We start from the raw sequence: 17405 nt of genomic DNA on the forward strand, positions 1-17405 counted from the left end.
GTTTGCTGAAACTCGCTCAGAGCGAGCGCCCGATCAGCAATTTCATGATCTCGTTGGTGCCGCCGTAGATGCGCTGGACGCGGGCGTCGCGGAACATGCGCGCAATCGGATATTCATTCATGTAGCCATAGCCGCCATGCAATTGAAGGCATTCGTCGACGACTTTTCCTTGCAGGTCCGACAGCCAGTATTTGGCCATAGACGCGGTCACCGGGTCGAGGCCGCCGTTAATGTGACGGGCAACGCAGTCATTGTAGAAGACGCGGCCGATGGTCGCCTCGGTCTTCAATTCGGCAAGCTTGAACTGGGTGTTCTGGAATTCGATGATGGGCTTGCCGAAGGCCTTGCGCTCCTTGACGTAGTCGATGGTAAGCGCCAAGGCCCGCTCGACCATGGCGATAGCAGTGGTGCCGATCTGCAGCCGCTCCTGCGGCAATTGTTGCATCAACTGGACGAAGCCCTGGCCTTCGTCGTTGCCGAGCAGGTTCGAGGTCGGCACACGTACGTCGTTGAAGAACAGTTCCGACGTGTCGTTGGCCTTGAGGCCGATCTTGTCGAGGTTGCGGCCGCGCTCGAAACCTTCCACCTCGTCAGTCTCGACGACGATCAGCGAGATGCCCTTGGCGCCCTTCTCAGGATCGGTCTTGGCAACGACGATGATGAAATTGGCGAGCTGGCCGTTGGTGATAAAGGTCTTCGAGCCGTTGAGCTTGTACTGGTTGCCGTCCTTTTCGGCGCGCGTCTTGACGCTCTGAAGGTCGGAGCCCGCACCGGGCTCGGTCATGGCGATGGCGCCGATCAGCTCGCCGGTCGCCAGCCTCGGCAGCCATTTCTTCTTCTGCTCGTCCGAGCCGTAATGGAGGATGTAGGGGGCAACGATCGAATTGTGCAGGCCAATGCCGAACCCGTCGACGCCGACATGGCCGATCGCCTCGATGATGGCGCTCTCATGCGCGAAGGTGCCGCCCGATCCGCCATATTCCTCCGGCATAGAGGCGCAGAGCAGGCCGGCAGCACCCGCCTTCAGCCAGCTCTCGCGGTCGACCATTTCGTTCTTCTCGAACTCGTCGTAACGCGGCGCGATCTCTTCCGACATGAAGCGGTGCGCCATGTCGTAAAGCATGCCGACCTCGTCCGCCGCCCAGGCGGGCTTGGGAAGGCCAAGGATTTCGGCGGGGTGGGTCATGGTTTCTCCCTCGCGCCGACGTTCCCCTCCCCCTCGAGGGGAGGGTGGCCGCGAAGCGGCCGGGTGGGGTCGCCGATGACTTGCTCGACCTTACCTTTTACAACCTGCGCCATGTGCCACGGCATTGCGATCATTTTCCTCCAAGGCATGCACCAGAATGGAGGTCGGCGCACTGCACGCAGGACCCCTCCCGGCCCTTCGGGCCACCATCCCCTCGAGCGGGAGGGAGACGCCGAACCTAGAACGCTTCCGCCGGCAGTGCCATCAATGTGTCGGCGCCGCTGGAGATGCGGGCAAGATGCGCCGACGTCTCCGGCATGATCCGCTCCATGAAGAAGTGCGCCGTCACCAGCTTGTTGTCGTAGAAGGACGAAGCGCCGTCGGCGCCGTTCGCCAATTTCGCTGCGGCCACCTTGGCCATCTGCGCCCACATATAGCCCAGCGCCACCAGGCCGAAGAGATGCATGTAATCGGTCGAGGCGGCACCGGCGTTATCGGGCTTGGCCATGCCGTTCTGCACCAGCCACATCGTCGCCGTCTGCAGATCGTTGAGGCCCTTCTTCAGCGCCTTGGTGAAGGGCGCCATCGTCTCGTCGGTGCGGTTTTCCTCGCAGAACTCTCCGACTTCCTTAAAGAAAGCCTGGACCGCGCGGCCGCCATTCAAGGCCAGCTTGCGGCCGACGAGGTCGAGCGCCTGGATGCCGTTGGCACCCTCATAGATCATGGCGATGCGCGCATCGCGGACGAACTGGCTCATGCCGTGCTCTTCTATATAGCCGTGGCCGCCGAAGACCTGCTGCGCCATTACCGCATGATCGAACCCCTTGTCGGTGAGCACGCCTTTGACCACCGGCGTCATCAGGCCGGTGTAGTCGTCTGCGACCTGGCGATCTTTGTCGTCACCGGAGCGGTGAGCGATGTCGGACTTGATCGCCGTCCACAGCGCCAGCGCGCGGCCGGCCTCGTTGAAAGCCTTCATGGTCATCAGGCTGCGGCGGATGTCCGGATGGACGATGATCGGATCGGCCTTCCTGTCCGGCGCCTTCGGCCCTGACAGCGAGCGGCCCTGCAGACGATCCTTGGCGTAGGAAACCGCATTCTGGTAGGCAACCTCAGATAGCGAAAGTCCCTGCAGGGCGACGCCAAGCCGCGCCTCATTCATCATGGTGAACATTGCTTTCAGCCCGCCATTGGCCTCGCCGAGCAGCGTGCCTTCAGCGTCGTCGTAATTCATGACGCAGGTCGAGTTGCCATGGATACCCATCTTCTCCTCGATCGAGCCACAGGAGACGGTGTTCTTCTCGCCCGGATTGCCTGAGGCATCGAGCTTGAGCTTCGGCACGATGAACAGCGAGATGCCCTTCACGCCATCCGGCGCGCCCTCGATACGGGCCAGCACCAGGTGGACGATATTGTCCGACATGTCATGCTCGCCGGCCGAGATGAAGATCTTCTGACCGGAGATCCTGTAGGTGCCGTCGCCATTTGGGACGGCCTTGGTGCGCAGCAAGCCAAGATCGGTTCCGCAGTGTGGCTCGGTCAGGTTCATGGTGCCGGTCCAGGCGCCCTCGACCAGCTTCGGCAACCATGTTGCCTTCTGCTCTTTGGTGCCATGGGTGATGATCGCAGCGATCGCGCCTTGCGTCAGGCCGGCATACATCATCAGCGACATATTGGCCGACACCATGTATTCGGCAACCGCAGTGTGCACCGCGTAGGGCAAGCCTTGCCCGCCAAACTCGACAGGTGCCGCGAGCCCCATCCAGCCGCCTTCGCGATACTGGTCGAAAGCTTCCTTGAAGCCTTTCGGCGTCGTTACCGAACCGTCGTCATGGCGCATGCAGCCTTCCACGTCGCCAACGCGGTTCAGCGGCTGCATCACGTTTTCGGCGAGCTTCGCGCCCTCGGCAAGGATGGCCTCGAGCACATCCGGCGTCGCGTCGGAAAATCCGGGAAGATTGGAATAACGCCGATATCCCAGCACTTCGTTCAGCACGAACAGCGTGTCCCGGACCGGCGCTCTGTAGATCGGCATGCGTTTCCTCCACCATGCGGTCTTGGCCCCGAAATCAGCCCCAGCATATGAGGATGGCAGACGGACCAACGTTGTGGTCGAGATAACAAATATTGACGTTTGCGTAAACGTCAATTCGGCGGTGCGTCAAATTTTCCCCCGCGCGCCAGGACGACAAACGACAAAGCACGGCAAACGACGAAGAACCGCGCAGCGAAAGCCACGCGGCTCTTATTCGTCACAAATCGAAAGCTTAGTTTAGCTCGCTACGCTGGCCTGCGGCGTCGAGCGCTCGATCAGCATTTGCCGGACGGTCGACATCGAAGCACTCAGTTCGCTGATGGCGTCGTCGATCAGCGCCCGCTGCTTCTGCAGACGGGCAAGCTGCTTCTCCGACTTGTCGAGCGCCAGCCGCAATTGCTTGGTGTTGGAGCCGTTCGGATCATAGAGGTCCATCATCTGCTTGACGTCGCGCAGCGAGAACCCGACCTTGCGGCCAAGCAGGATCAGCTTCAGCCGGGCCCTGTCGCGGCGTGTATAGAGACGGGTCGAGCCGTCGCGCTGCGGGTTGAGCAGACCCTTGTCCTCATAGAAACGCAGCGTACGCAGCGTCACTCCGTATTTCTTGGCCATTTCGCCGATGCGGACAAGCTCTTCACCGGCTTCGCTCGACATATCGTTGGTGTTGGCCGCGGCTTGGCCGGGCGAAATAAGTTTCATGGTCACTGGCTTTCCCCGTCTGGTGGCGTCGCGGTCGCGGACCTTGCGTCGCCTGAGTGAAAGCGGGGGCGTACTTCCACTCGTGGTTTCAACAAACAAATCGCAAACGGCGTAATCCGCTCATTTACGTTTACGTCAATTCTATATCGATAGCCGCCTCACCACGCAAGAGCGTTCTGGTCTTGCAACTTTATGCCGCAGCACCAGCGGACAACCTAAAAGGTCGTTGCCGATTTCGGGAGCGATCATGCGGCTGATCAAAATTCTACAACGTCTTTTGCGCGTCCAAAAAAGACACCCGGCGCCGTCGGCGGCCAGCCGACAAAGTTGCAACTTCTTAAGCTTGGTTAACGCGTTGTTTACCACGTTGGGGCGAAATGTGCGCATGTCGGTTACCCGTGTCTATCCTGTACTGAATTTTTCACGGTTTTTCGGAGCGCGGATGAGACCCGGGAAGCTCGTCTTCCACTGCAACAAGCCAAGCAGTCGCCTTCGTCCCGGCAGGACTTTGGGAACCTGGTGAAAGCCAGCAATTCTGAAACGGGCGCATTGATGAACAGCAAGCGGTCCTACCTCGATACACTCAACGCCGGCAGGCAACGCCGGCCGCACACGACGCTTGAAGAGCTCAACCGCTCCCTGGAAACTCTGGAGCAGCGGCTGGAGCGGACGCGCGAGGAGACGGCAAGCCACCCCGATCCGCGCCGACCAGCGGCAGAACCACGCTATCCCAGCGCCCAACCCTATGGCCAGCAGCGCCGGTATGAGGATCCACGCGCGCAGCGGCCGAAAGGTCCAGCAGCGGCTTTCGACCAGAATTACCAGGCGATCGCCCGCGATATCGACCGGGTACGCGGCCAGGAGGACAGCGTCGCCCTAGCCGGCAAGATCGCCGGGGAATTGCGCGGCCTGCGCGAAGACTTGCGCCAGCAGATGACCTCCGGCCTGCAACGCGAGTTCGAGGTACTGCGCAAGAATATTGGGCGAGCCTTCCAGTCAAATGGCGGCGGCAAAGGCAGCGCCGAACTCAGCGTCGAATTCGAGCGGCTTTCCGGCGCCATCCAGACACTGGCCGAAAAAAGCGACGACAGAAGCGTCAATATGCTGCGGCTCGAGCTTGAGCAGGTCAAAGCCGCGCTCGATACGCTGGCGCGCGAGGAGAGCGTGCAGGCGGTCGGACGCCGCTGGGACGATTTCGACCGCCGCTGGAACGCTTTCGAGGATCGCGTCGAGGCCGATCAGCGCAAGCGTTCCGATGCACCCGGCCTGTCGGCGCTGACGGAGCGGCTCGAACAGATCAGCAATGCCGTCAGCAATCTGCCGGAATCGCTGTCGCTGCGCTCGCTCGAGGAAAAGGTCCGCACGCTTGCCGGAGCGGTCGACCATTTCGCCCGCCAGCAGGACAATCGCGGCGGCGACACATTCAGTCAGATCGACGAGCGGCTCGACGAGATTTCCCGCGCGATCGTCGCCTCGACGGTTGCCGCGCAAGCCAATTCGTTCGACCCCGAGCCCTTCGAACGCATCGAGAAGCGGATCGATTCACTGGCCCAGCAAATCGAAGAAGTGTCGCAGGATCGTCCGGGTCGGGAGGTCATCGACCGTCTCAACACATTGTCGAGCCGCGTGGATGAACTGGCCGGCCGAGCCAATCTGCCGGAACAGGCGATGGAGCGCCTTGCCAGGCAAGTCGCGCTTATTGCCGACAAGATCGACCACGCGCCTGCCATGCCCGACGCCGACTACATCTTCCAGGGGCTCGAGCAGCGCTTCGACGTGCTGTCCAGCATGATGGAACGTCGCCAGGGCGACGCAATCGAACAAGGCAACATGCTGTTTCGCGACCTTGAGCGCCGGTTGGACGAGGTCGCCGACAGGCTGGACCAGCGCATGCCGCAGGTCGATAGCGCCGGCATTATGGATGCTATCGACGCCCGCTTCACCGCGCTGGCCAAGCGGATTGAGACGCGCGTTCCAGATCCCGCCAACGAGGCGGCGATCCGTGGCCTGGAGAGCCGGCTCGAAGACATCTCAAGCCGGCTGGATTCGTCCGCGGCGCAGGTCGCCAGCATCGACCCGGCGTTGATCCGCAGCCTTGAAGCGCAGGTCGCCGGCCTGACGGCGCATCTTTCCAAGCCCGGCACGCCGCTGCCGGAATTCGACGACATCAGCCCGCGTCTCAACGAAATCGAGAAGTCGCTGGCCGGAACCCGCGATTCCATCCTCGGCGCGGCGCGCGAGGCGGCTGAGAGCGCCGTCCGCTCACTGGCCGGATCAAGCGCCAACACGGCGGCCGTTACCGGCCTCGCCCAGGACCTGAAGACGCTCGAGGCACTGACGCGCCGTTCGGACGAGCGCAATTCGAGAACGTTCGAGGCTATCCACGATACGCTGCTCAAGATCGTTGACAGGCTTGGTTCATTGGAGACGGGCGAACCGGCAAGCGCGGAGTTGAGCAAGCGTTTCGGCCGGCCATCCAAGATCTCGGTGCAGGACGCACCGTCGATGGACCTCGACCAGCCGCTGCCGTTGACGGGCAGCATGGCCGATCTCGACGGCCGCGCCGCGGCGCTCGTGCGCGACGAGCCAGGTCCGCGTACGCCAGCCGAGGCCGCCGCCGCAGCAGCCCTGGCGGCTCTCGGTTCAGACACGACGCGTGAAAAAACCGAGCAAGGCGGCGGCAGGAAATCGATGTTAGGCGGGCTGGCGCGCGCCTTGAAGGGCAAGAAGGACGCCGAGATGCCGCCGCTTGCAGGCTCGGCGCAGAGCGCCGAGATACCGAGCGTCGATCTCGACGAGCCCCTCGACCCCAAGCTCGCCAACCGGCCACTGGAACCCGGCTCCGGCGCACCCGACCTCAGCGCCATCATGAAGCGCGTGCGCGACGAGCGCGGGCAGCCGACCCGGGAAGGCGGCGCTGAGGCGGCGAAATCGGACTTCATCGCGGCAGCCAGACGGGCTGCGCAAGCGGCGGCCGCCGAGGCGGACGCCCTCAAGCGCCAGTCGACGATGAAAGGCCCGGTCAAGGCACTCAGGATCGGCGACCTGCTCAAGGCGCGGCGCAAGCCGATCCTGATGGGGGCAATCGCCATCATGCTGGCGCTTGCCGGCCTGCAACTGGGCAAAGCCTTCTTCTCCGACCCGGTCGAAGTCACCAACAATGAGGCGGCACCGGCCGTGGCCGTACAGCCGGTGGAAACCGCTTTGGCCAGCGTTGCCAGCGAGCCGAAGGCGGACGCGCAGACGACAACACAGGAGAGCGCGCCGTCGCCCACCGTCAGGCAGGCAGAGCCATCCGCATCGATGACCAAGGACGACACGGCGGCGCAAACCGGCCCCGCTACACCGGCAGCCGAGACATCGACGGCGCCCTCGGCTTCCGCGGCGCCTGCTGACCTGGCGGCGCAAGACACCGCGGCCGCAGTGCCCGCGCCGGCAGCGGCGACGGCCAGCGACGCCGAGCCAATGGCTGCCGCGCCTGCTATAGCCACCACTGCGACGCAGGACACGACCGGCACGGTGCCGCCGGCGGATGCTGCCGCGGCAGGCGTTGCCAAGATCGACGTTCCGGCCGATGCGGGTCCGGCCGCCCTGCGCGATGCAGCGGCCGGCGGCGACGCCAAGGCGCTGTTCGAGATCGGCTCGCGCTACGCCGAGTCTCGCGGCGTCAAAGAAGACATGGCGGCGGCGGCCAAATGGTATGAGAAAGCTGCCGAACTCGGTTTCGTACCGGCAGAATACCGCATCGGCAATTTCTACGAGAAGGGCGTCGGCGTCGCACGCGACATCAAGAAAGCGAAAACCTGGTACCAGCTTGCCGCAGCGCAGGGCAATGCCAGCGCGATGCACAATCTTGCCGTGCTGTTTGCGATGGCGACGGATGGCGTGACCGACAATGAATCGGCAGCGCGCTGGTTCCAGGCGGCGGCGGATCTCGGTGTCAAGGATAGCCAGTTCAATCTCGGCATCCTCGCGGCGAAGGGCGTCGGCATGAAGCAGAACCTCGAGGAGAGCTACAAATGGTTCGCACTCGTCGCCAAGACCGGCGACAAGGATGCGGCGGCCAAGCGCGACGAGATCGCCAAGGCGCTGAGGCCCGACCAGCTGGAGCGTGCGCGGGCCGCGGCTGAACTGTGGAAGGCCAAGCCGCTCGATCCAGCCGCCAATTCGGCCGACGTTCCTGAATCGTGGCAGGACGGCACACCGCAGACGACCGCCGGCATCGACATGAAGAAAGCGGTCCAGAACATCCAGCGCATTCTCAACAAGAACGGCTACGAGGCCGGCAATCCCGACGGCATGATGGGCCAGAAAACCAAGAACGCGATCATGGCCTTCCAGGCCGACAACGATATGAAGGCAACCGGCGCGATCGACGAAAAGCTGGTCAAGGCGCTGCTTGCGCGTAAATAACGGCGGATGCGTCGTTTCCGCGACGCCTTTGCCACAGATTTGCCTGTTAACTGATTGAGTTGTTTTTTGTTTCGGCGGTGCTGCGAAGTTTGACTTCACGGCCCGGCCGGCGCAAGAACGAGATAGCCTTCTGACGCAAAAATGCCCGCAACGGTTGCATTCGCCAGGAGGCAAACTGATCGAGACTGACGGGTGGGCATCTATCTCCCGATCGCGGAAATTTCCGTCAACATCTTCGTGCTGCTGGCCATGGGTGCGGCGGTGGGTTTCCTGTCGGGCATGTTCGGCGTGGGCGGCGGCTTTCTCATTACGCCGCTGCTGATCTTCTACAACATACCGCCGGCAATCGCGGTCGCCACCGGCGCCAACCAGGTCATCGCTTCCTCCTTCTCCGGCGCCCTGTCGCACATGAAGCGCGGCACGCTCGATTTCAAGCTCGGCGGCGTGCTTTTAGCCGGCGGCATCGTCGGCTCGACCGGTGGTATCTATGTCTTTGCGCTCCTGCGCCGGCTCGGCCAGCTCGACCTGTTCATCTCGCTGCTCTACGTCGTGCTGCTCGGCACCGTCGGCGGACTGATGCTGGTCGAGAGCGTCAATGCGCTGCGCGCCACTCGCAGCGGCGCCGCACCGGTGTTGAAGAAATCCGGCCAGCATAATTGGATCCACCGCCTGCCGCTGAAGATGCGGTTCAGGGCCTCGAAGCTCTTCGTCAGCGTCATTCCGGTGCTTGGGCTGGGCGCGGCGATTGGCTTCCTGTCCTCGATCATGGGCGTCGGCGGCGGCTTCATCATGGTGCCGGCCCTGATCTACCTTTTGAAGGTGCCGACCAACGTCGTCATCGGCACCTCGCTGTTCCAGATCATCTTCACCTCGGCTTACACCACGCTGGTCCACGCCACCACCAACCAGACGGTCGACGTCATGCTCGCCTTCCTGTTGATGGCAGGCGGCGTCGCCGGCGCGCAATATGGCGCCAAGGCTGGTCAGAGGCTGCGGGGCGAGCAACTCAGGGCGCTGCTGGCGCTGCTCGTGCTGGCGGTAGCCATCCGGCTTGCCATCGATCTTTTCGTCACGCCGCCCAATCTCTATTCTCTGTCCGGCGTGGGCCTGAGCTGATGGCCGGCCTAAGGACGCTCGCGGCCGCCGCCTTGCTGTCGCTGCTGGCTGCTGCGCCATCGGCGAAGGCGCAGGCGCCACTAACCGAAAACATCCAGATCGGCCTTTCCACCGACAATGTCTCGATTACCGCCGGCTTTTCCGGCGCCGACCTGACCATTTTCGGCTCGCTGGAAAATGCCGATCCGCTTGTCGCGCGGCAAGGGCGCTACGACGTGATCGTCGTGCTGGAAGGCCCGGCTCGGCCGGTCGTCGTGCGCCGCAAGGACCGGGTGCTCGGCGTCTGGGTCAATCTGGAGTCGGAGACCTTCAAAAACGTACCTGTCTCCTATTCGGTGGCGACGACGCGGCCGCTGCAGGACGTCACCGATCCGAACAGCTACAAGCAGCTGTCGCTTGGCGCCTCCAACCTCTATTTGCAGCCCGCCGACGCGGAGGACAGCCCGGCGACAATCGAGGAGTTCACCGCCGCGCTGCGCGAACGCAAGGCGGCGACCGGCCTCTACAGCGAGAATGTCGGCGGTGTGCAGTTTCTGTCGCAGAACCTGTTCCGCGCCACCGTCAGGCTCGCCCCAAACGTTCCGGTCGGCACCCATAAGGCCCGCGCCTTCCTGTTCAAGAGCGGCTTGTTCATCAAGGAAAGCTCCGCCCAGCTCGAAATCCGCAAGTCCGGTTTCGAACAGTCGATCTTCCGCGTCGCGCACGACTATTCCTTCCTCTATGGTGTCTTTGCCGTATCGCTGGCCATGCTGACCGGCTGGCTCGGAAGACTGGTGTTCAGGAAAGACTGAACTCTCGTAAAAGTGGTTTCCCTTTCCGAGGGTATGGGTTAGACCGCGACCCCCGGCCCGACCGGATACGAGCTGCTGCTCCCCAAATCAGAACTACAGGAACGCACGATGCGACCAGCATTTGCCGGTATCGACTTCGGCACTTCGAATTCCACCGTGAGCGTGGTCAGGAACGGGCAGCCGCGGCTGGTGGCGTTGGAAGACGGCCAGGTCACGCTGCCCAGTGCGGTATTCTTCAATTTCGAGGACAACCTCACCTATTTCGGGCGACGCGCCATTGCCAACTATACGGACAGTATCGAAGGCCGCCTGATGCGCTCGCTGAAGAGCGTGCTCGGCAGCTCGCTCGCTCACGAAAAGACGCGCATCAAGGTGCGCTCGATCGGCTTCATGGAAATTGTCGGCCTATTTGTCGGCCACCTGAAAAAGAAGCTGGAAGAAGAAGCCCATGACGCGGTCGACAGCGTCGTGCTGGGACGGCCCGTGCAGTTCGTCGACGACGATGCCGAGGCCGATGCGAAGGCGGAGCACCAACTCGAAAACGCCGCTCGCGCCCAAGGCTTCAAACATATCGCCTTCCAATTCGAGCCGATCGCGGCGGCACTCGATTACGAACAGAAGGTGACGCGCGAGGAACTGGCGCTGATCGTCGACATGGGCGGCGGCACGTCCGACTTCTCGATCGTGCGGGTCTCGCCCGAGCGCGCCCGCTCGCTCGACCGCAAGGACGACATACTGGCCAGCCGCGGCATCCACATCGGCGGCACCGATTTCGACCGGCTGCTGAGCATCGCCCATGTAATGCCGCAGCTCGGTTATTTGACGCCAACCAAGGACGGCAAGCGCAATCTGCCGGCGAGCTACTTCATCGAGCTGGCGACATGGCAGCGCATCAACCTGGTCTACACAGCGAGGGCGATGACGCATCTGCGCCAGATCCGCTACGAGGCGGAGCGCCCGGACCTGGTCGAGCGCTTCATCCACATCGTCGAGCATCGTTACGGCCATGCGCTGGCGGCGCTGGTCGAAAAGGCCAAGATCGAGCTGACGGACCGATCGTCGGCCGATGTCGAGGTCGCGCTGCCCGAGGTGAGGTTCACGGCAGAAATCACGCGCAAGGGTCTCGAAGCCACCATAGTCAGGGACATTGAGCGTGTTGCGGCTACGGTCGAGCAGACCATCCGCGACGCACAGGTGAAGGCCTCGGACATCACCGCGGTGTTCCTGACCGGCGGATCGACCGCGATCCCGCTGGCCAGGCAGCAGATCCTGGCGCTGGTGCCGCAGGCGTCGGTAATCGAAGGCGATGTGTTCGGCTCGGTCGGGCTTGGACTGGCGCTCGACGCGCAGCGGAAGTTCGGCTGATCGGCTTAAAGCGGCGCGGATCTCTCAGCTTTGCCGCCAAGATGCGCCTTGAGCGCCATCTGGGCCAGGCTTGGCTGCCGGTCGCGATGCGTGATCATGGCAAATTCGCGCTTCGGCAGATCGACCGGCACAGAACGCAGGCTGCCTTCGGCGACCGCGCGGGCGACGACGAGTTCCGAGATGATGCTGGCGCCGGCGCCGGCCTCGACCGCCTGGCGAATAGCCTCATTGCTCGGCAATACCAGGAATATCTGCAGGTCCGCGAACGAAACCCCGTCGCGTCGGGCAAGGTCCTCCAGCGCCTCGCGTGTGCCCGACCCGCCTTCGCGAATGATCCAGCGAAGCCCGCCAAGGTCGGGATGTCCAGGCGAAACTTCCGCGATCTCAGGGTGCGAGCGCGCCACGACCAGCATCATGCGATCGATATCGACCTTGGCACGCCGCAAAATGTCGGATTCGGTGCGCCCCTCGACCAGGCCAAAATCGGCTGCGCCATCAAGTACATTGGTCTCGACCTGCCTGGTGTTGCCAATGCTCACACTCAGCCTGACGGCAGGATAGGCTTCGTGGAAAGAGGCGAGCCGGCGCGGCAGCCAATAGCTGGCGATGGTCTGGCTGGCAGCTATCGAGAGACTGCCTGATATCGTCTGCGAGACATGCTCCAGCACATTGTGGGCCGCCGCAGCCCGCTCGAGGACCGCCTTGGCTTCGGGCAAGAATCGGCGTCCGGTCTCGGCGAGCTCGATGTTGCGGCCGACGCGGTTGAACAACTGGACGCCATGCTGCAGTTCGAGCGAGCGGATCGCGGCGGATGCGGCCGACTGTGAGATGCCCAGCAACTCGGCCGCTTTGGTCATGTGCGCCCGTTCGGCGACGGCGACGAAGATCCGCAATTGGTCCAGAGTCATGCCAGCAATTAAGAAGCAACTCCGATTAGAATTACAAGAGCAATTTGTTAGACAGATTGATTGCTTTGTTCTAAATTTTGGCTCGAAATTGGAAAAAAGTCGCGCCAGAACAGTCGAGGGTAGAGATTTGGTGAGGCTGTTCAAATCGGTGTTCACGCATTGGTCCCGCAGCCTGCGGTGGCGGCTCGTCGGTGAACGCTATCGTCCGGAACAACATTACATGCGCGGCCCAGGTCCGAAGACGAGAGCCAAGGCCGCCGAACGCAAAAACATCGCCGGATCATGACCAACAGACCGCTGCGCGGCGCCAACTCAGCACCATCCCAACGGCCGCTCGCCGATACCCGCCCGCCCGCTGAAGGCGACGGCGTCGATACGTCGCCCGATGTCTCCGACAGCGTCGCCAAGACGACTTGCTATATGTGCGCCTGCCGCTGCGGCATCGACGTCCATATCAAGGACGGCAAGGTCCGCTACATCAACGGCAACAAGGATCACCCGGTCAACCGCGGTGTGCTGTGCGGCAAGGGCAGCGCCGGCATCATGCAGCATTACAGCCCGGCCCGGCTGAAGAAGCCGCTACTGCGAACCGGCCCGCGCGGCTCGGGTGAGTTCCGCGAAATCGAGTGGGAGGAAGCCTTGTCGATCGCGACAGAACGGCTTTCGAACATCCGCCGAACCGATCCGAAGAAACTTGCCTTCTTCACCGGGCGCGACCAGTCGCAATCGCTGACCGGCTGGTGGGCGAGCCAGTTCGGCACGCCGAATTTTGCCGCCCATGGCGGCTTCTGCTCGGTCAATATGGCGGCCGGCGGCCTCTACACGATTGGCGGTTCGTTCTGGGAGTTCGGCGAGCCCGACTGGGACAACACCAAATATTTCATGCTGTTCGGGGTTGCCGAAGACCATGATTCCAATCCGATCAAGATCGGCCTCGGCAAGCTCAAGGCGCGCGGCGCCAAGGTGGTTTCAATCAATCCCTGCCGCACCGGCTATAATGCAATTGCCGACGACTGGATCGGCATCCGGCCCGGCACCGACGGCCTGTTCGTATTCGCCCTCATCCATGAATTGCTGAAGGCAGGCCGCATCGATCTCGAGTACCTCTTGCGCTACACCAATGCCCACATCCTGGTCGTTCAGGAGCCTGGAGCTGTCGATGACGGGCTGTTCATGCGCAATGGCGACGGCAATCCGCTGGCTTGGGACAGGGTGGCGAAGATGCCTGTCGACGCCGGCGATACCGACGCAAAGCCCGCACTGACCGGCAGCGTTCTCGTCGACGGCCGCCGATGCGTGCCGGTCTTCCAACTCGTCGCCGACCGCTATCTGGACGAGTGCTATTCGCCCGACGCCGTCGCTGACCGGTGCGGCATCTCCGCCGACACCATCCGACGCATTGCTGCAGAACTCGCTCATGTCGCCTTCGAACAGCAAATCGAACTGCCGGTGGCCTGGACGGACTGGGCCGGCCGCCGGCACGAGACCATCAAGGGTCGGCCGGTGTCGATGCATGCGATGCGCGGCATCTCGGCCCATTCGAACGGATTTCACACTTGCCGCGCCATTCATCTGCTTCAGGTGCTTCTCGGCACGGTGGACGTGCCGGGCGGCTTCCGCTTCAAACCGCCTTATCCGCGGTCCGCGCCGCCGGGTCCAAAGCCCGCCGGCAAGAATGTGAAGCCGATGACACCACTCGAAGGCATGCCGCTCGGCTTCGTCTGCGGGCCGGAAGACCTGCTGATCGACGGAGGCGGCAAACCGATCCGTATCGACAAGGCCTATTCCTGGGATGCGCCGCTGGCCGCACACGGACTCATGCACACGGTCATTCGTAACGCCTGGGCCGGCGATCCCTACACGATCGACACGCTGTTCATGTACATGTCCAACATGGCCTGGAACTCGTCGATGAACACCGTCGAGACGATGGCGATGCTGACCGACGCGGACATATCGGGCGAATACAAGATCCCGTTCATCATCTATTCCGACGCTTATTATTCCGAGACCGTGCCTTTTGCCGATCTGGTGCTGCCGGACACGACCTATCTCGAGCGTCATGACTGTATCAGTCTGCTCGACCGGCCGATCAGCCACGCCGACGGGCCGGGCGACGCCATCCGCCATCCCGTCGTCGAGCCGGACCGCGACGTCAGGCCGTTCCAGACGGTGCTGATCGAACTCGGCGCGCGGCTCAGCCTGCCCGGCTTCGTTGACGACGACGGCTCCGCCAAATACCGCGACTATGCCGACTACATCGTCAATCACGAGCGCACGCCAGGTGTCGGTCCGCTCGCCGGCTGGCGCGGCGAGGACGGGACCTCGGTCGGGAAGGGCGACGTCAATCCCGACCAGTTGCAGCGCTACATCGACAATGGCGGCTTCTGGCACCAGGACTTCGCCGCCGATCAGCGCTACTACAAGATGGCCAACCGCTCCTATCTCGACTTCGCCGAGAACATGGGCTTCATCCCGAAAGCCGAGCCGATCGTGTTCCAACTCTATTCGGAGCCGATGCAGCGCTTCCGCCTTGCGGCGCGCGGCCATGGCCGGGTGCTGCCGCCGGAGGCGGAGCGCAGCCGCATCGAGACCTATATGGATCCGCTGCCATTCTGGTATGCGCCCTTCGAAGAGGCTGCGGTCGACAGCCAAGCCTATCCGCTGCACGCGCTGACGCAGCGGCCGATGCACATGTACCATTCCTGGGGCGGGCAGAATGCCTGGCTAAGGCAGATCACCAGCCAGAACCGGCTGTTCGTGCACGATCGGACCGCCGCCAGCCTCGGGCTTGTCGATGACGACTGGGTGTGGATCGAGAGCATCAACGGCAAGGTCAAAGGACAGATCAAGCTGGTCGACGGCGTCAACGCCAATACGGTGTGGACGTGGAATGCGATCGGCAAGCGTCGCGGCAGCTGGGGGCTGAAGGATGATGCGGCCGAATCCAATCGCGGCTTTCTACTCAACCACATCATCGGCGACCAGACCTCTGCCGATGCGAATGGCAAACACTATTCGAATTCCGATCCTGTCACCGGCCAGGCGGCATGGTTCGACCTGCGCGTGCGCATCGTCAAATGCGCAGACGAGGAAGCAGGCTTCACCGAACCGCAGTTCGAGCGGTTCCGACAGCCCCCGCATTTTGAGCCCCCGCCCGATAAGCTTAGTTTCGGCGCCGAATTCCGTCGGGAAAGAGAAGCTGCCAAATGACTTGCCTTCCCACCCATACCGACAAGAAGCTCGGCCTTGTCATCGATCTCGACACCTGCGTCGGCTGCCAGGCCTGCGTTACCGCCTGCAAAGAATGGAACACCGGCGGCCATATGGCGCCGCTAACCGACATCGACCCCTATGGCGGCAATGTCGACGGCGTCTGGTTCAACCGCGTGCACAGTTATGAGCACATGACCGAGATGGGTGGGCGCACGGTCAATTTCCCACGCTCCTGCCTGCACTGCGAGACGCCGGCGTGCGTCACGGTCTGCCCGACCGGCGCCTCCTACAAGCGGGCGTCGGATGGCATCGTGCTGGTCGACGAGGACAAATGCATCGGCTGCAAACTGTGCAGCTGGGCCTGTCCCTACGGAGCGCGCGAATTCGACACCAATGTCGGCGTGATGAAGAAATGCACGTTGTGCGTCGACCGCATCTACAACGACAATCTGGCGGAAGAAGATCGCGTGCCGGCCTGCGTCGCTGCTTGCCCGACCAGCGCGCGGCATTTTGGCGATCTGGGCGATCCGGCATCCGCTATCTCGCAACTGGTGGCCGAGCGCGGCGGTGTCGATCTGATGCCGGAAATGGGCTATAAGCCGACCAACAAATATCTGCCGCCACGTGCCCACACCACCCGCGCCGCATCGGTGCCGGCGCCAGCGCTTGAAGCGGTGCGGGCCGAAGGCGGCTTCCTCGGCTGGGTCGACCGCATGCTTTCGAACTGACCCGTGCCTTCATGCATCCAGCCTTCTCCGTCGTCTTTTTCACCACGGCCACGGGCGCCGGTTACGGCCTGCTCGCGCTGCTTGGCGTGCTCGCCGGACAGGGCTTTATCCCGCCCGATTTCTGGCTTGGCCTCACCGGCATGGGGCTGGCGCTTGGCCTGATCTCGACAGGCCTGCTGTCGTCGGCCGGCCATCTCGGCCGGCCCGAACGCGCCTGGCGTGCCTTCTCGCAATGGCGTAGCTCATGGCTGTCGCGCGAAGGTGTTGCCTCGGTCGCCACCTTCGTGCCGGCGGGGTTGTTCGGTATTGGCTGGGTGGTCCTCGGCCGTACGAGCGGCTGGGCGGCTGTCGCCGGGCTGCTCGCTGCCATCGGCGCGGTCGCAACCGTCTGCACCACCGGCATGATCTACGCGTCGTTGAAGCCGATTGCCCAGTGGCACAGCCGCTTCACCCTGCCCGCCTACCTGGTCTTTTCGGCGATGACCGGCAGCGTACTGCTCAACGCCCTGCTGCAGGGATTTGCCGCAGGCTCGAATATGCTTCTGGCGGCTGCCCTGTTGCTGACCGCGCTCGGCTGGGGTTTGAAGCTGGCGACCTGGCGATACAATGACAGGCTGGAGATCCCGACCAATGCCAACACCGCAACCGGGCTTTCCGGCGGCACGGTGCGGTCGCTGGAATGGCCGCATACCGAGGAAAACTATCTGCTCAAGGAGATGGGCTTTCGCATTGCGCGCAAGCACAGCGCTAAACTCCGCCAGATCACGCAGGTGCTGGCCTTTGCTTTGCCCGCGTTGCTGCTGGTCGCGGCGTTCGCCTTGCCGTGGCCCTATGCGGCAGCACTGTCGATACTCGCCGCAATCGCCCAACTCGCCGGAATGCTGGTCGAGCGCTGGCTGTTCTTCGCCGAGGCCAAGCACACGGTCACTTTGTACTACGGCAGGTAGG

Annotated in this window: 11 protein-coding genes; 7 read left to right on the top strand and 4 right to left on the bottom strand. The window is 63.0% G+C overall.

The window, feature by feature from the left end:
• Positions 1-16: 16 nt before the first annotated feature.
• From NKI52_RS12530 to NKI52_RS12540, 3 genes are all read right to left on the bottom strand, one after another.
• On the bottom strand, positions 17-1186 hold the full coding sequence (locus tag NKI52_RS12530) for an acyl-CoA dehydrogenase family protein (RefSeq protein WP_023677334.1): 1170 nt from the start codon (positions 1184-1186) through the stop codon (positions 17-19).
• A 238-nt stretch (positions 1187-1424) separates the two neighbouring features.
• Entirely contained in the window at positions 1425-3221 is a 1797-nt protein-coding gene (locus NKI52_RS12535; RefSeq protein WP_352589117.1) for an acyl-CoA dehydrogenase, read from the bottom strand.
• Between the two features lie 237 nt (positions 3222-3458).
• On the bottom strand, positions 3459-3920 hold the full coding sequence (locus NKI52_RS12540) for a MerR family transcriptional regulator (RefSeq protein ID WP_023677331.1): 462 nt from the start codon (positions 3918-3920) through the stop codon (positions 3459-3461).
• Positions 3921-4472: 552 nt separating this feature from the next.
• Here NKI52_RS12540 and NKI52_RS12545 point away from each other — a divergent pair.
• The 4 genes from NKI52_RS12545 to NKI52_RS12560 all read left to right on the top strand — a co-directional run bounded on the left by NKI52_RS12545 (position 4473) and on the right by NKI52_RS12560 (position 11605).
• Positions 4473-8333: a peptidoglycan-binding protein gene (locus NKI52_RS12545; protein ID WP_352646410.1), complete on the top strand. Its 3861-nt coding sequence runs from the start codon at positions 4473-4475 to the stop codon at positions 8331-8333.
• Between the two features lie 192 nt (positions 8334-8525).
• Positions 8526-9449 carry a sulfite exporter TauE/SafE family protein gene (locus NKI52_RS12550; protein ID WP_023676949.1) on the top strand — a complete coding sequence of 308 codons (924 nt, stop codon included), beginning with the start codon at positions 8526-8528 and terminating at the stop codon, positions 9447-9449.
• Positions 9449-10240, top strand: coding sequence for a TIGR02186 family protein (locus NKI52_RS12555; protein WP_352589111.1), 792 nt, complete (start codon positions 9449-9451; stop codon positions 10238-10240). The genes NKI52_RS12550 and NKI52_RS12555 overlap by 1 nt, the downstream gene beginning before the upstream one ends.
• A gap of 108 nt (positions 10241-10348) precedes the next feature.
• The gene (locus NKI52_RS12560) at positions 10349-11605 is read left to right on the top strand and encodes an Hsp70 family protein (protein ID WP_023676947.1); all 1257 of its coding nucleotides are present in this window, start codon (positions 10349-10351) and stop codon (positions 11603-11605) included.
• A 5-nt stretch (positions 11606-11610) separates the two neighbouring features.
• On the opposite strand, the gene NKI52_RS12565 is transcribed toward NKI52_RS12560, so the two are convergent.
• Complete coding sequence (locus tag NKI52_RS12565; protein WP_352698144.1) at positions 11611-12513, bottom strand: LysR substrate-binding domain-containing protein; 903 nt, start codon at positions 12511-12513, stop codon at positions 11611-11613.
• 282 nt (positions 12514-12795) lie between these two features.
• Between NKI52_RS12565 and NKI52_RS12570 the strand changes: the two genes are divergently transcribed.
• From NKI52_RS12570 to NKI52_RS12580, 3 genes are read left to right on the top strand one after another with little or no spacing between them, the layout of a single operon-like run.
• Entirely contained in the window at positions 12796-15726 is a 2931-nt protein-coding gene (locus tag NKI52_RS12570) for a molybdopterin oxidoreductase family protein (protein ID WP_352698146.1), read from the top strand.
• The gene (locus NKI52_RS12575; RefSeq protein ID WP_352455137.1) at positions 15723-16457 is read left to right on the top strand and encodes a 4Fe-4S dicluster domain-containing protein; all 735 of its coding nucleotides are present in this window, start codon (positions 15723-15725) and stop codon (positions 16455-16457) included. Before NKI52_RS12570 ends, NKI52_RS12575 begins: the two co-directional genes overlap by 4 nt.
• A gap of 11 nt (positions 16458-16468) precedes the next feature.
• Positions 16469-17404, top strand: coding sequence for a dimethyl sulfoxide reductase anchor subunit family protein (locus tag NKI52_RS12580; protein WP_023676943.1), 936 nt, complete (start codon positions 16469-16471; stop codon positions 17402-17404).
• Position 17405: the final 1 nt, after the last annotated feature.

The sequence above is a fragment of the Mesorhizobium sp. M0590 genome (assembly GCF_040320905.1).
Classification (GTDB): domain Bacteria; phylum Pseudomonadota; class Alphaproteobacteria; order Rhizobiales; family Rhizobiaceae; genus Mesorhizobium.

What these genes read in the sequence shown, in the direction of transcription:
- NKI52_RS12570 (WP_352698146.1), top strand. Translation starts at nt 12,796, where the DNA reads ATGACCAACAGACCGCTGCGCGGCGCCAACTCAGCACCATCCCAACGG.
- NKI52_RS12545 (WP_352646410.1), top strand. Translation starts at nt 4,473, where the DNA reads ATGAACAGCAAGCGGTCCTACCTCGATACACTCAACGCCGGCAGGCAA.
- NKI52_RS12535 (WP_352589117.1), bottom strand. Translation starts at nt 3,221, where the DNA reads ATGCCGATCTACAGAGCGCCGGTCCGGGACACGCTGTTCGTGCTGAAC.
- NKI52_RS12560 (WP_023676947.1), top strand. Translation starts at nt 10,349, where the DNA reads ATGCGACCAGCATTTGCCGGTATCGACTTCGGCACTTCGAATTCCACC.
- NKI52_RS12530 (WP_023677334.1), bottom strand. Translation starts at nt 1,186, where the DNA reads ATGACCCACCCCGCCGAAATCCTTGGCCTTCCCAAGCCCGCCTGGGCG.
- NKI52_RS12575 (WP_352455137.1), top strand. Translation starts at nt 15,723, where the DNA reads ATGACTTGCCTTCCCACCCATACCGACAAGAAGCTCGGCCTTGTCATC.
- NKI52_RS12580 (WP_023676943.1), top strand. Translation starts at nt 16,469, where the DNA reads ATGCATCCAGCCTTCTCCGTCGTCTTTTTCACCACGGCCACGGGCGCC.
- NKI52_RS12555 (WP_352589111.1), top strand. Translation starts at nt 9,449, where the DNA reads ATGGCCGGCCTAAGGACGCTCGCGGCCGCCGCCTTGCTGTCGCTGCTG.
- NKI52_RS12540 (WP_023677331.1), bottom strand. Translation starts at nt 3,920, where the DNA reads ATGAAACTTATTTCGCCCGGCCAAGCCGCGGCCAACACCAACGATATG.
- NKI52_RS12565 (WP_352698144.1), bottom strand. Translation starts at nt 12,513, where the DNA reads ATGACTCTGGACCAATTGCGGATCTTCGTCGCCGTCGCCGAACGGGCG.